Consider the following 13,610-nt stretch of genomic DNA (forward strand, 5'->3'; position numbering starts at 1 on the left):
GGGTGCAGCCACCTGACTTTTAAATAATTTTAAGGGGAACATGTAATGAATAGGATAAAGCCGAATATAAGCTGGCTCGCCGATGTGAGCATATTTGCAGTGAACCGGTTGCCTGCGCACTCCGATCACCGCTATTACGAGTCATTAGAGGAAGCAGAAGCGTCTGCACCCATGGCGCTGCGCCATGACCTGAACGGAAGCTGGAAATTCAGCTATTCCGTGAAGCCTGCTGATCGTCCCGAGCGATTTCACCAGGCGGATTACGATTGCGATAGTTGGAGAGATATCGAAGTTCCCGGACATATACAGCTTCAGGGCTATGGCAAGCCTCAGTATGTGAATACGATGTATCCGTGGGACGGGCATAACGACATTCGTCCGCCTGCCATTCCAGAGGACCATAATCCGGTCGGCAGCTATGTGAAATACTTTAAGGTGCCGGACAATATGCAGGGCAAGCCCGTTTATGTATCGTTTCAAGGCGTGGAATCGGCCTTTTTTTTGTGGCTGAACGGCGAATTCGTCGGCTATAGTGAGGACAGTTTTACGCCGGCGGAATTTGACCTTACTCCGTATCTGCGTGAAGGCGAGAATAAGCTTGCTGTAGAGGTATACCAAAGGAGCACGGGCAGCTGGCTGGAGGATCAGGATTTCTGGCGTTTCTCAGGCATTTTCCGCGACGTTTATTTGTATACCGTCCCGAGCGTTCACGTTCGCGACCTATTTGTGCATGCCGAACTGGATAAAGCTTATTCGAACGGCAGCCTGCGCGCGGATCTGAAGCTGGCGGGACAGCTGCCGTCAAGCGTTAAGCTCGAATTGAAGGATGCCGAAGGGCAAACCATTGCGGCTGCTGCATCGGAACCGTCAGGGAGCGATACATTGTCATTGTCCGTTGATGCGGGCAAAGTGAAGCCATGGAGCGCTGAGAAGCCTTATTTGTATACACTGTATATTACGGTCTATGATCAAGCAGGCAAGCTAGTCGAAGCGGTTCCGCAGATGGTCGGTTTCCGCAAGTTTGAAATGATCAACAAAATCATGCATCTCAACGGCAAGCGCATCGTATTCAAGGGCGTAAACCGTCATGAATTCAACAGCCGCAGAGGACGGGCGATTACGAAGGAAGATATGCTGTGGGATATTTCCACGCTTAAGCGCAACAATTTGAACGCTGTCCGAACGTCTCATTATCCGAACCAGTCGTACTGGTATGAGCTGTGCGATATTTACGGCATATACGTTATTGATGAGATGAACCTGGAAACGCACGGCTCTTGGCAGAAGATGGGGGCGGTCGAGCCGTCGTGGAACATCCCGGCAAATAAGCCGGAATGGCAGCCTATCGTGATGGATCGGGCGATTTCGATGGTTGAGCGCGATAAGAACCACCCGTCGATTCTCATTTGGTCAGTCGGTAACGAAGCGTATGCTGGTGAAGTGCTGCTAAACGTATCGAACTATTTCCGCGAGACGGATCCCAGCCGGCTTGTTCATTACGAAGGCGTATTCCATAACCGCAAGTATAACGACACAAGCGATATGGAAAGCCGCATGTATGCTAAGCCTGCCGATATTGAGGAATATTTGAACGATAACCCGCAGAAGCCTTACATTAGCTGCGAATATATGCACGCTATGGGCAATTCGGTAGGGGGCATGCACAAGTATACGGAGCTGGAGCAGAAATACGCGATGTATCAGGGTGGCTTTATCTGGGATTATATCGATCAGGTCATTGTGAAGAAGGACCGTTACGGCAAAGAGTTTCTCGCCTACGGCGGCGATTTCGGCGATCGCGCGACCGATTACAATTTCTGTACGAACGGAATTGTTTATGCGGACCGCAAGGAATCGCCGAAGATGCAGGAGGTTAAGTTCCTCTACCAGAACATTAAGCTTATTCCCGACCGCCAAGGCTTGAAGGTCATAAATGAAAACCTGTTCGAAGGTACGGATGTCTATGATCTGGTGATTGTGCTTCATTATGAGGGCAAAGAGATTTTTCGGAGCAGCACGGACATTGACGTAGCTGCGCAAAGCGAGGCATACATGCCTTTAGCGCTTCCTGCTGCCGATGAGCCCGGCGAATATGCCCTGCATGTATCGCTCCATTTGAAAGAAGGCAATTTATGGGCGGCATCCGGATATGAAATTTCGTTCGGACAATATGTGTATCAAATTGAAGGACGTGCTGCGTCCGCGAAGCCGGATGGAACGCTTCGTGTTGTGGAGGGCGATGTCAACATAGGTGTTCATGGCCGAGACTTCAGCGTCATGTTCTCGAAGCAGGCGGGAACTTTGATTTCGTTGAACTATGCGGGCAGAGAGATGATCGCCATACCGCCGGCTCCGTTATTTTGGCGTGCGACAACGGATAACGATAAGGGCTTCTCGCTCGGCTTTGATTCCGGCGCTTGGTTCGCAGCCAGCCTAACGCGCAAATGCGTTGGCGTTGAATTGGAGGAGCAGGCAGGTAGTGCCACAGTTACGTTCCGTTACAAGCTCAGCATCAGCCCGGATTTGCTTGTGACCGTTGCGTACACAGTTCTTGCAGACGGCAGCTTGAATGTAAAATCGCGTTACGGGGGTGCGGAAGGGCTGCCGAAGCTGCCGATTTTTGCCCTATCGTTCAAGGTGCCGGCCGATTACTGCCATTTGGATTGGTATGCGATGGGACCGGAGGAAAACTATATCGACCGTGCGTTCGGAGCAAGGCTGGGCGTGTTCAAAAATAACGCCGCGGACAATGTATCAGCGTATGTCGTGCCTCAGGAATCGGGTAACCGTACGGGCGTCCGCCGCGTGAGCATTACCGATGACCATGACCGCGGGATACGTATAACAGCACCTGCGGCGCAGCCGGTAGAATGCAACATTTCACCATACACGGCATTCGAGCTGGAAAGTGCTTACCATCATTATGAGCTGCCAAGCGTGCACTATACCGTTGTGACGGTAGCGGGCAGGCAAATGGGCGTTGGCGGTGACGACAGCTGGGGAGCGCCAGTGCATGATGAGTATCTGATCCAAGCCGGTCAAGAGCTGTCATTTGAATTTATCATTCATCGCTTATAATGAAGCAGAATGACTGAAATGACTTCCATAAAACAAAAAAGCAGGGCTGTTGCCCCGCTTTTTTGTTTTTATTTTAAAGAAACAATCAATGCTTAAAATAATAATATAAGCCACAGCTTCACTCTCCTCTTTTATCCGTCAAAATCGTTTCAAAGCTTGCGAGAATGCCGTTATTCCAGCTTGGATTTCTTCATGCTTAGGTTTTGCATAGCTAAACCGTATAAAACCTTGCTCCGAGCCGTATACGCTTCCTGGTACGAATACTACGCCTCTTTTTATCGATTCCTCCAGCAATTTCGCATCGTCAATGCTTTGATTGATTTTGCACCACAAATTCAGTCCGCCCTGCGGCAGGACAAAGCTTACTCTTTCCTGCAGCGTATCCCATAAGGTTTGTACCATGATTTGCTGCTTCTGAAATAAAGCTTGGCGCAATTGCAGCAGATGCCGATCAAAATACCCGGAAGTAATGAGCCGTTCTGCGACCCATTGCGATAGGATGCTGAGGCCAAAGTCCATCTGCTGCCTTGCGTCGGTTAGCCGGTCAATGACCGATTTGGGGGCGACCATCCAACCGATTCTTAGCCCGGATGCGGCTATTTTTGACAAGGAGCCTATATAGAGCACACTGCCGTCCGTATCCATCGATTTGAGAGGAGCGGGTACGCTATCGTCAAAGGCCGTTAAGCTGAACGGATCATCCTCCACGACCGGAATACGCAAATCTGCAGCAATCTTCAATAGCCGCATTCTTTTTGAATTGCTGAGCGTGGTGCCGGTTGGATTTTGATAATTTGGATTCAAAAAGACCATACGAATGCGATGCTGCCGATAGAGGTTCGTTATATCGTCCGGCTCGATGCCGTCTTCATGAACAGGCAGCCGAAAAATCCGCAAGCCAGCCGACTGGAACATCGGCAAGGAATAGCTGTAAGAGGGATCTTCAATCGCAACAGCATCGCCTGGCGATAAGAGGCATTGCGTAATTAAATATAAGGACTGCTGCGAGCCGGATGTGATGAGCACCGATGACTCCGTCGTCTGAATGCCGTTATATTGCTTGAGAGATTCCACAAGCGATTTTCTTAAAGGAGAATAGCCCTGCGGATCATCATAGCCCAGATGCTCATGAAACGGCTCTTCACGTAAAATTCGGTTGACTATATCGTTCGGAAATAAATCGGATGACAGCTCGCCGCTCGCCATATTAATGATCGAAGCGTCGTTTAGCGTAACCTCCCGAATGCGTCTCATAAGCGGAAGATTGGGCAGAAAAGTGCCGCCCTCCGTATATTGCCGCCAATTCGGCGTATTCGTAGGCGAAATCCCCCATTTGGTCAGACTGACGCGGGTCCCGCTGCCAACGGTGCTCTCGACTAATCCGGAGGCGCGCAATTCTTCATAAGCTTGGATGACGGTGCTTCGGTTTACGCCAAGCTGCTCCGCCAATTTGCGTTCAGATGGAAGGATGCTGCCGGGCGGTAGCACCGCATAAGAGATTTCTCGCTCGATATGCTCGACAATTTGCTGATATAAGGGTGTTTGAGCTGAACGGTCGGGTTTCCACATTGTCTATCAACACCTTTTTGCGAATAGTTCCGAGTGTGTATGATCATACGTTAACCGTACCGGATTAGGTTTAATATGTACAGATCCAATTGGAAGTATGATAGACCCTCCAATTTATATGAATGCGCAGGAAAAGGGCGGCAATCATATTGGAGGGTTCAATTGTTCCCGGATTGGTCGGTTCCGCGGCTGCGCAGGGCATCTATGATAGTCTCATATAAAGAGAGGATTGGTGGTTTAGCCTTTATGGGAACAGCAGCTTTGATCGGAAAACGAATTGTTATCGCCGGTTCTCAGAAAACGAATGAAATGAGCGTCATTATAGCTAAACAGGGCGGTATGCCGCTTGTACGTTCTCTTCAAGGATTAACGGTTTTTGATGAGAGCTTGCTCGCTGAGCCTCTGCAGCAGCTCGCAAGCGAGGGGACGGATTGGATTATTTTGACTACGGGAATCGGCGCGGAGAGCTTGGTTAAAGCATCCGAAAAATTAGACATTCGCGGATCGCTGCTTGCTGTATTCTCACAGTCGAAAATAGCGAGCAGAGGCTATAAAACGACGGCTTTTCTAAAGAGAAACGGACTTCAAGCGGTTGTAAACGATGAAGATGGAACGATCGTAAGTCTTATGAAAAATCTGGAAACGAGAAATTTTGAAGGCGCGCGGGTATGGATTCAGCTTCATGGCGAGCCTGCGCCTGAGCTGGAGCAATTTTTGCGGCAGAAGGGGGCTTCGCTTGTGCACACGGTGCTGCCATACAGGCATACGCCTCCTGATATCCGTACGTTAGAGCAGCTGCTCACCGAGCTGGAAGCCGGCGCAGTCGATGCGGTGTGCTTCACGACGGGGGAACAGGTGAAGTATTTATTTCGTTATGCGTTGGAACAAGGCCGTATACAAGCATTGTTACAAGTGTTCAACGGTTCAACGTTAGCGGCCGCTGTCGGCAAAGTGACGGCACAGGCTTTGAAGAAGTATGGCGTAGAGCGGATGATCGTTCCCGAAACGGAACGAATGGGCGCGATGATCATCGCGATTTCGAAATATTACGAACGATTGAAAGCTGACAAATAAGAGGGAGAGGCGGATGTAAGCTAGTCGTATTTTTCATCGTCTATTCTCAGTATTTTATCCACGATGAGCTCCGCCTCGTCAAGATCAGATTCGTATAACATGATGGCGGAAGTCCATGATATGATGAGGAGAAATAACGCTTAGGCAGCCAGAAGGAGAATGAAATAACATGTACGAGCATCTTGTATCCTTTAGATTTAAAGAGAAGCTATCCGCTATCAAAGAAAAAGAACTGCTGGAAGTTTTATATGCGCTGCCAGCAGAAATTGCGGGTATTGTGGATTTAACGGCCGGCTGCAATGAAACAACGGAAACAGGCAATATTCAAGGCTACACGCTTGGACTCCGGGTGACATTCGCCGATCGGCAGTCCTTGCTCGGATATGGTCCGCATCCTGCCCATCAAAGCTTCGTGAGCATGCTGGACGGGCTCATCGATAACGTGATCGTCATCGATTATCCTATTCTGAATAAGCGGTAGCCAGCCATGGCAGGGTATGACGGACGGACGGACGAACGGGTAATTAGTCATGACCATGCTCTCATTAACAAAATTTGCAATCGGACGCTTCAATTAAACGAATAGTATGCAAGAGAGGCGGGTCATAAGCACTTATTCTTGCCTTTCCATTAAACGCCGGAGCTTGGTTTCTGTAGAGGTCTCAGGCGCCGGCGTATATACGCTGCATCGCAGGTCGGTGCTGCCCTGCACCTGTAAGGAAGTAAGGTGGAACAACATCTTCCCTACCTTTGCATGGCGAAATTCAAGCAAAACATCGGGAGCCGAGCTAACCTGGCTTTGCTCCCAAAGGTATTGAAACTCCGGATGGCCCTCCTTCATTTCCTCAATAAACCGCTCATACCATTCATCCTGTACATATTGACCGTAATAAGCTCGAAAGATAGCAAGAAATCCGCCTACAAAATGGTCCCAATTGCCTGCAAGCCGCCGGAATTCCTTCCGCGAGAACAACAGCTGAATCATATTCCGCTGCTCGGCCGGAATTTGCTCGAAATCCATAAACACATGCGAGGCCGCTTGGTTCCAGCCGACAATTTGGCAGCGCCGGTCGGATATGATAGTCGGGCAAAAGCGAAGCTCCTGCAAAATCCGCTGTAAGGATGGCGTAATCTCAAAGTACTCTTCGTTAATTTGAACGGCGCCGTGACCGGACTCAAATGCGAGAGCGTATAAATATTTCCGTTCGTCGTCATTCATTTGCAGCGCTGCCGCTACGCAATCGAGGACGGAGGCCGACACTTTAATGTCCCTGCCCTGCTCGAGCCAGGTATACCAGGTGGGACTGACGCCGGCGAGCTGAGCGACCTCCTCTCGCCTGAGGCCCGGCGTTCTTCGACGTGTGCCGGAAGGAAAGCCGGCGTCCCCTGGCATGATTTTGGCCCGCTTCGATTTTAAGAAGGTTGATAGTGCTTGTAATCTCGTTTCCCGGTTTATCATAAAATCCATCCTCGGACGATCATTATAGTGGTACCCATTATACTATAATAAACAACAACTTGTAATAGGATAATAACTATGACAAACTCTCTTCATCAAGGTAATCGTGAAGGGGGATTAACGATGGAACGAGTCGTTATTACAGGGATGGGCGTCATTTCGCCGCTTGGAAACGAGGTGGGGCAATTTTGGAATCGGATGGTTAAGGGCGAGTCGGGCATTTCAGTGATTGATACATTCGATACGTCTAGGCATAAAGCAAAAATAGCAGGCATTGTTACAGATTTTGACGCGGATGCGCGCTTTGGACGTAAGGAGGCTCGCCGTATAGATCGATTCAGCCAATTTGCTATAGCGGCAGCCGAGCAAGCTCTGGAGGATGCGGCGCTTTCGCTTGAGCAGACCGATCGGGAGCGCGTTGGCGTTTATGTTGGCTCCGGCATCGGCGGCATACAAACTCTGCTTGACCAAGCCGAAGTTTTGCGCGAACGCGGTCCTGAGCGGGTTAGCCCGACGCTCGTTCCCATGATGATCGCGAACATGGCTGCGGCGATGATCAGCATCCGGTTCGGCATACAGGGGCCGTCGATGTCGCCGGTTACGGCATGCTCGATAGGAAATACGGCGATTGGGGAAGCGTGGAGGCTCATTCGCTCCGGCGGCGCGGATGTCGTTATCGCAGGAGGTGCGGAGGCAGCCATTACGGATATATCGCTCGCCAGCTTCGGAAATGCTACCTCAATATCGACGCGGAACGACGCGCCTGCGCTTGCAAGCCGGCCGTTTGATGCGGGGCGTGACGGATTCGTCATGGCCGAAGGAGCAGGCATCCTCGTAATGGAATCACTGTCCCATGCTTTACGCAGAGGCGCCCGCATTCATGCGGAGGTGATCGGCTATGGAGCAAGCTCCGATGCCTATCACATGGTCGCCACTCATCCGGATGGTATTGGCGCTTATCAAGCGATGAAGCATGCTCTGCGCGAAGCCGGCCTGCATCAAAGCCAGGTTGATCTGATCAGCGCTCATGCCACCAGCACCGAAATCGGCGACCGGTCAGAGACGGCGGCGATCAAAAAACTGTTCGGCGAGCAGGCGTACCGGATTTCGGTGACGGCAAACAAATCGATGACGGGACATATGCTCGGCGCAGCGGGCGGAGCGGAGGCGATCGCCTTAGTGAAAACCATTCAGGAGGGGATTATTCCACCGACGATAAACCAAGAGGAGCCCGATCCGGTTTGCGATCTTGATTATGTGCCGAACAAAGCGCGTGAGGCGGATATTGAAATCGGAATGTCCAATTCCTTTGGCTTTGGCGGTCATAATGCGGTAATTATTTTAAAAAAATATGAAGCCGGCGTTAAAGGAATATAATAAAGGCCTCTTGTCAAGCTGGACAACTAACCGAAAATCATTGAAATAATATCGTATGTCCATTAAAATTGATAATGATTTTCACTAGTTGCTGGAACGTGCAGCAATGATGAAGCAGCTGGAAGGGGCGGGGCTGGAATGAGCACGCTTGAGCATAATAAATGGTTAAACGACGTCATTTTTGAAATAGAGCAAGCAGGCAAAAGCATGGAGGCGCCGATCTGGGCAGATGGAGCAATTCCGTTAGCCCATCATACGCTGCTTTACATCGCAAAGGGCGATGGCGATCTTATCATCAACGGTCATGTAAGCAAAATGGAGCGTGATTCGCTGCATGTCCTAGCACTCGGCACGACCGTACAGTTTCGGCTTTTGTCAGGCGCTCATGCCGAGCTTTATTGGGTTGCATTTGATTGGTTCCGATTGACCGAGAAATCGGATGCAGGGAGAGCCTATAAACGCGAGATATCTTTTCCGCTGCAAGGTAAGCTTCGGGTAGGTGGAAGCCAGTTTAAGCGCTCCTTTTATTTGCTTGCGTCGGAAGCGGACGGCGAGCGGTTTACAAAGAAGAAGGGGCTCCTCCGTCAGCAGTATTTATACGATTTGATTGACGGCCTGCTTCGCCATGCCGAGCTATCTTTACCTAACGAAATGAAAGACCGTCTAAGAATGACGATCGATTATATGAATAACCATTACCGGGAAGAGATTAGGGTGAACAAGCTGGCTGAACTTGCACAGCTGCATCCTTCCTATTATTCCCAAGTATTTAAACAATCCATGAATAAAACTCCCGTATCCTATTTAACTCATTTGCGAATAAACAAAGCGAAAGAAATGCTGCTTATGACCGATAAGCCTGTGAACGATATTGCAGCAGACGTAGGTTATGGGGATGAGTTTTATTTCAGCCGCCGTTTTAAGGAGACGAGCGGTTATTCGCCCACGATTTATACGAAAAAAATTGATTTAAACATTATTTCTCTTTCCTCTCCTTACACGGATCATTTATTTACGCTCGGCCTTCGGCCTTGTGCAGCGCAGATGCATCGTTTTATGCCTCTCGTCACGAGAGAGTTAGTTCTGCCTAAGCATGCAACGGATACCTGGAATATTAGCCGTCAGGCGTTCAGCGATATGAAGCCTGACTTAATTATATGCAAGGACAATGTTTTGCCTAAAGCGAAGGCGCATATTAATGATATCGCTCCGATCGTTCCATTCCCTTGGGCTAGCAAGGATATATTTACGCATCTGCTGGATATTGCTGAGCTGGTCGGCAGGAAGCAGGCGGCGCATAATTGGATGGAAAGCTACGAACGCAAGGCGGAACGCGTTCGGAAGAAGGTTCATGCGTCTATAGGCAGCGCAACGATAGCGATATGCGTGGTCCGAAAAAATGATCTCAGAATGTATGGCGCCCGGAACATCGGGCATGTATTTTATAGATCGTTACAATTAGCATGTCCTGATCGAATAAGAAAAGCGCAAGAGCCCCATCCGATCGGCACAGGCTTCAATTGGTTATCGATTGCGCCTGACGAGATTAAACATTATGAATCGGATTATTTGTTTATGGCTTTTGAGACGGAGCTTGACCGGCGGCGGGGGATGGAGCTTATTCGTTCGAATGCCAGCTGGAAGGAGCATCCTGCCGTTAAAAGCAACAGGCTTTATTTTTTGGATTGGGACAAGTGGATCGTGTATGCCCCTTATGTTATTAACCAACAATTAGAAGAGATAGAGCGGCTGCTGTGCAAGTAGCAGCCGCTCCGGTCTTCGATCTAAGATTTATCCATGGACGAATCTTGAATTATGTCATGTACGAAAAAAGAGGGTGAGCTATAATGAATTGATGATAATGATTATCAATATTATTATTCAAGGGAGGACTCTTTAATTAGAAGGCTATGAAATGGAATAAAACATGGATGACAGGCCTATGGTTCGCAGCCGCTTTCGCAGCGCTGTTGATGTCTATTTTTTTGGCTATATCGTATGGTGCGAAGCAATTGACGCTTGAGGCGGTGTGGGCAGCCGTCTTTTCTTACGATCCGGATATAACCGCCCATCAAATCGTGCATGAATACAGACTTCCGCGCGTTCTTGGTGCGGTAGTTACCGGAATGGCTTTCGCTGTCGCCGGAGCGGTCATGCAGGGCGTGACGCGCAACCCGATGGCGGATGCCGGCATTCTCGGAGTCAATGCGGGAGCGGCCTTCGTCGTCGCGCTTTGCTTTGCTTTTCTGCCGGGCTTGTCTTATACCCAGCTTATTCTGATGTCCTTCGCGGGTGCGGCGCTCAGCACGTTGTTCATCGTACTGCTGGGAACGGCGACCCAGGGAGGGCTTCATTCGTTAAGATTGACAATTGCCGGCGCTGTTGTCGCGGCGATCCTTCATTCCTTCAGCAGCGGAATCGCGATCTACTTTGACTTAAGTCAGGATCTTGCATTCTGGTACGCCGGTGGCGTCGCGGGCGTGAAGTTGGAACAACTGAAAGTGCTCGCGCCGATCGTGCTCATCGTTATTGTATGGGCGGCGGCGATGGGACGCTCCATCAGTTTTTTGTCGCTTGGAGACGAGACAGCAGCCAGTCTCGGCGTACATACGGGACGAATCAGATTGCTTGGCATGGCTGCAGCTGTTATACTCGCGGGCGCTTCTGTATCCGTAGCCGGCTCGATCGGGTTTGTCGGTCTTGTCGTGCCGCATATTGCCAGGCGGTTATTGGGTGTGGACTATCGCAAGGCCATTCCATTCTCGGCTTTGCTCGGAGCCATTTTGCTCGTATGGGCGGATTTTGCATCGCGAATGGTCAATCCGCCGCGAGAATTTGCTATAGGCGCAATGGTTGCAATGGTCGGCGTGCCTTTCTTTCTTTATTTAGCGCGTAAAGAGAGGAGGGAGCTGTAAGATGATGAGCTTGGAGCAGCAAAGAACAGCCAGAGCGGTCGTTGCCGGTATTTTGTTGCTGGCGGTCGCGGTCATTGTTGTCATTGTCAGCTTAAACACGGGGACGATTCGATTGTCTCCCGCCTCGATCTGGCGGACGCTGCTTGGTTCCGGAACGCGGGACGAGTCGCTTATTTTATTCGATTATCGGCTGCCTCGCATTGTCATTACGATTTTGGCAGGCATTGGGCTCGGCATTTCAGGGGCTGTGCTGCAAGGCGTATCCCGCAATTCACTTGCTGACCCTGGCATTCTCGGCATTCATTCCGGTGCCGCCTTCGGATTAATCGTGTTCGTGTCCTTCTTTCGGACGATGGAAGGGCCTGCTGCGCTGCTTATCCCGATGTTCACCTTCGCCGGGGGCATTGTCATTTCGATCATTATTTTTCTGCTTGCTTTCGATCGTTATAAAGGGATGATTCCGGTTAGATTAATTTTGGTCGGCATCGCGATTGAAGCAGGCGTTAGCGCCGTCACACTTTTCCTGTCCTTAAAGCTTGACGAGGATACCTATACCTTCGCTGCCCGTTGGCTTGCGGGAAGTGTATGGGGCAGGGATTGGGTTAATGTATGGGCGCTGTTTCCTTGGGTTGCTTTGCTTGTTCCGATTATTTATTCCCGCTCCCGCACGCTCGATTTATTTGCTTTGGGCGACGAGACAGCATCCGGCGTAGGCAGTCATGTAACGCGAAACCGCATGCTCATGCTTGGACTGGCAGTGGCTCTTTCCTGCGCGAGTGTGTCCATGGCCGGAGGCATCGGCTTTATCGGACTCGTTGCACCGCATATTGCAAGGCGGCTTGCCGGACCGCAGCACCGCCATTTTTTGCCGATAGCCGCACTCGTCGGTCTAGTTATAATGGTTTCGGCAGACACGATAGGCCGATCCATTTTCCAGCCGAATGCCGTTCCTGCAGGTGTTATCGTTGCTGCGATCGGAGGGCCGTATTTTCTCTATTTGCTATTAAGCTCAAAACCTAACTCACGGAGGAATTATTAACATGATGAAAAGAATGATCACCGCACTAGCCTTTCTATTGCTCATGGGGGTACTATCCGCTTGCGGACAATCATCCTCATCGAATAATGCCGCTTCCGGCAACGGCTCGCAAACGAATGCCGCGTCCGAAGAGCCAGCGCCCTCGACCGATGATCTAACGCATGACGCTAATGCCAAAATCGCTTCAATGTCGATCCATATTACGAATAACTTGCTTGCGCTGGGCATTACGCCTGCCGGCTCGGTTGTTGGCGGTGACGTGAAGGATTTTCTGCCGCATGTGGCTGACCGGCTGCAAGGAGTCACGAAGCTGGGCGTCGTAACCGATCCCGACATGGAATCTGTACTCGCGTTAAAGCCGGAAGTCATCTATATTGATGTGGCCAATTCGGGCGATGATCTGGCCAAGTTCGAGAAGATCGCGCCGACGATCAGTATTGATATGGATAATGGAACATGGCGCGACCATTTGAACCAAATTGCACAGCATGTCGGCAAGGAGAAGGAAGCGGAAGCTTTTATCAACGATTATGATGCGAAAGCAGAGCGCGTGAAATCGCTTATAAACGATGATCTAGGAGAAGAGGCGAAGGTGATGGCCATCCGCATGACGGCGAAGGAGCTTCGCGTCATGGGTATGAAGCGTCCCGTGGGCCCCATTATGTTCGAGGATCTTGGTTTAAATCCAGCCACAGGCGTAGAAAAAATCGTGGATGAGCCGTATGCGGTTATTTCGCAAGAGGTACTGCCGGACTTCGATGCGGATGCGATCTTCGTAATTATTAGCAAAGGCAACGAAGCGAAATCCAACTTCGAAGAGCTTGAAAAAAACGTGGTTTGGCAAAATTTGAAGGCAGTCAAAAATAAGCATGTGTACGTGTTAGACGGTCAAAAATGGCTGGATTATTCATCAGTCGGACACAGTATGGCGCTTGATGATGCCGAAAAACTGTTTTCGAAGTAACAGCTGAGATCGCGTGAACATTGCAAACGATAAGACTGCAACGGAAGATCGTTTCAGGGGGACTCCCCTGCTGCGGTCTTTTTTGCCGATTTATATTCAAGCCCGTGCTTTCGTTTTTCAGCATGATTATCGTTC

At 50.1% G+C, this 13,610-nt stretch carries 10 protein-coding genes; 8 read left to right on the plus strand and 2 right to left on the minus strand.

What is annotated here, in order from left to right; genetic code table 11:
• Positions 1–45: 45 nt before the first annotated feature.
• A complete protein-coding gene (locus ASG81_RS09700; protein WP_056632575.1) occupies positions 46–3,078 on the plus strand; it encodes a glycoside hydrolase family 2 TIM barrel-domain containing protein in 3,033 nt (1,010 codons plus the stop codon).
• 138 nt (positions 3,079–3,216) lie between these two features.
• On the opposite strand, the gene pdxR is transcribed toward ASG81_RS09700, so the two are convergent.
• A complete protein-coding gene (pdxR, locus tag ASG81_RS09705) occupies positions 3,217–4,647 on the minus strand; it encodes a MocR-like pyridoxine biosynthesis transcription factor PdxR (RefSeq protein ID WP_056632578.1) in 1,431 nt (476 codons plus the stop codon).
• A 246-nt stretch (positions 4,648–4,893) separates the two neighbouring features.
• On the opposite strand from pdxR, the gene ASG81_RS09710 reads away from it, so the two are divergent.
• Both ASG81_RS09710 and ASG81_RS09715 read left to right on the plus strand, forming a co-directional pair.
• Positions 4,894–5,721, plus strand: coding sequence for a uroporphyrinogen-III synthase (locus ASG81_RS09710; RefSeq protein WP_056632581.1), 828 nt, complete (start codon positions 4,894–4,896; stop codon positions 5,719–5,721).
• Between the two features lie 169 nt (positions 5,722–5,890).
• A complete protein-coding gene (locus ASG81_RS09715; RefSeq protein ID WP_056632585.1) occupies positions 5,891–6,202 on the plus strand; it encodes a Dabb family protein in 312 nt (103 codons plus the stop codon).
• A 132-nt stretch (positions 6,203–6,334) separates the two neighbouring features.
• Here ASG81_RS09715 and ASG81_RS09720 read toward each other — a convergent pair whose 3' ends face one another.
• The gene (locus ASG81_RS09720; protein ID WP_056632881.1) at positions 6,335–7,177 is read right to left on the minus strand and encodes a helix-turn-helix transcriptional regulator; all 843 of its coding nucleotides are present in this window, start codon (positions 7,175–7,177) and stop codon (positions 6,335–6,337) included.
• A 126-nt stretch (positions 7,178–7,303) separates the two neighbouring features.
• On the opposite strand from ASG81_RS09720, the gene fabF reads away from it, so the two are divergent.
• The 5 genes from fabF to ASG81_RS09745 all read left to right on the plus strand — a co-directional run bounded on the left by fabF (position 7,304) and on the right by ASG81_RS09745 (position 13,475).
• Positions 7,304–8,557 (plus strand): beta-ketoacyl-ACP synthase II, encoded by a 1,254-nt coding sequence (gene fabF, locus ASG81_RS09725; protein ID WP_056632589.1) that lies wholly within the window; start codon positions 7,304–7,306, stop codon positions 8,555–8,557.
• Between the two features lie 138 nt (positions 8,558–8,695).
• Positions 8,696–10,321, plus strand: a complete 1,626-nt coding sequence (locus ASG81_RS09730; RefSeq protein ID WP_056632592.1) for a helix-turn-helix domain-containing protein — start codon at positions 8,696–8,698, stop codon at positions 10,319–10,321.
• Between the two features lie 146 nt (positions 10,322–10,467).
• Positions 10,468–11,472 (plus strand): FecCD family ABC transporter permease, encoded by a 1,005-nt coding sequence (locus ASG81_RS09735; RefSeq protein WP_056632594.1) that lies wholly within the window; start codon positions 10,468–10,470, stop codon positions 11,470–11,472.
• 1 nt (position 11,473) lies between these two features.
• The gene (locus ASG81_RS09740; RefSeq protein ID WP_235548797.1) at positions 11,474–12,511 is read left to right on the plus strand and encodes a FecCD family ABC transporter permease; all 1,038 of its coding nucleotides are present in this window, start codon (positions 11,474–11,476) and stop codon (positions 12,509–12,511) included.
• Between the two features lie 4 nt (positions 12,512–12,515).
• Entirely contained in the window at positions 12,516–13,475 is a 960-nt protein-coding gene (locus ASG81_RS09745) for an ABC transporter substrate-binding protein (RefSeq protein ID WP_056632892.1), read from the plus strand.
• Positions 13,476–13,610 lie beyond the last annotated feature (135 nt).

Source organism: Paenibacillus sp. Soil522, assembly GCF_001428245.1.
GTDB lineage: Bacteria > Bacillota > Bacilli > Paenibacillales > Paenibacillaceae > Pristimantibacillus.

Excerpts from the sequence above, each read along its gene's own strand:
- pdxR (WP_056632578.1), bottom strand. The coding sequence starts at position 4,647 with ATGTGGAAACCCGACCGTTCAGCTCAAACACCCTTATATCAGCAAATT.
- ASG81_RS09710 (WP_056632581.1), top strand. The coding sequence starts at position 4,894 with ATGGGAACAGCAGCTTTGATCGGAAAACGAATTGTTATCGCCGGTTCT.
- ASG81_RS09715 (WP_056632585.1), top strand. The coding sequence starts at position 5,891 with ATGTACGAGCATCTTGTATCCTTTAGATTTAAAGAGAAGCTATCCGCT.
- ASG81_RS09740 (WP_235548797.1), top strand. The coding sequence starts at position 11,474 with ATGATGAGCTTGGAGCAGCAAAGAACAGCCAGAGCGGTCGTTGCCGGT.
- fabF (WP_056632589.1), top strand. The coding sequence starts at position 7,304 with ATGGAACGAGTCGTTATTACAGGGATGGGCGTCATTTCGCCGCTTGGA.
- ASG81_RS09745 (WP_056632892.1), top strand. The coding sequence starts at position 12,516 with ATGAAAAGAATGATCACCGCACTAGCCTTTCTATTGCTCATGGGGGTA.
- ASG81_RS09700 (WP_056632575.1), top strand. The coding sequence starts at position 46 with ATGAATAGGATAAAGCCGAATATAAGCTGGCTCGCCGATGTGAGCATA.
- ASG81_RS09735 (WP_056632594.1), top strand. The coding sequence starts at position 10,468 with ATGAAATGGAATAAAACATGGATGACAGGCCTATGGTTCGCAGCCGCT.
- ASG81_RS09730 (WP_056632592.1), top strand. The coding sequence starts at position 8,696 with ATGAGCACGCTTGAGCATAATAAATGGTTAAACGACGTCATTTTTGAA.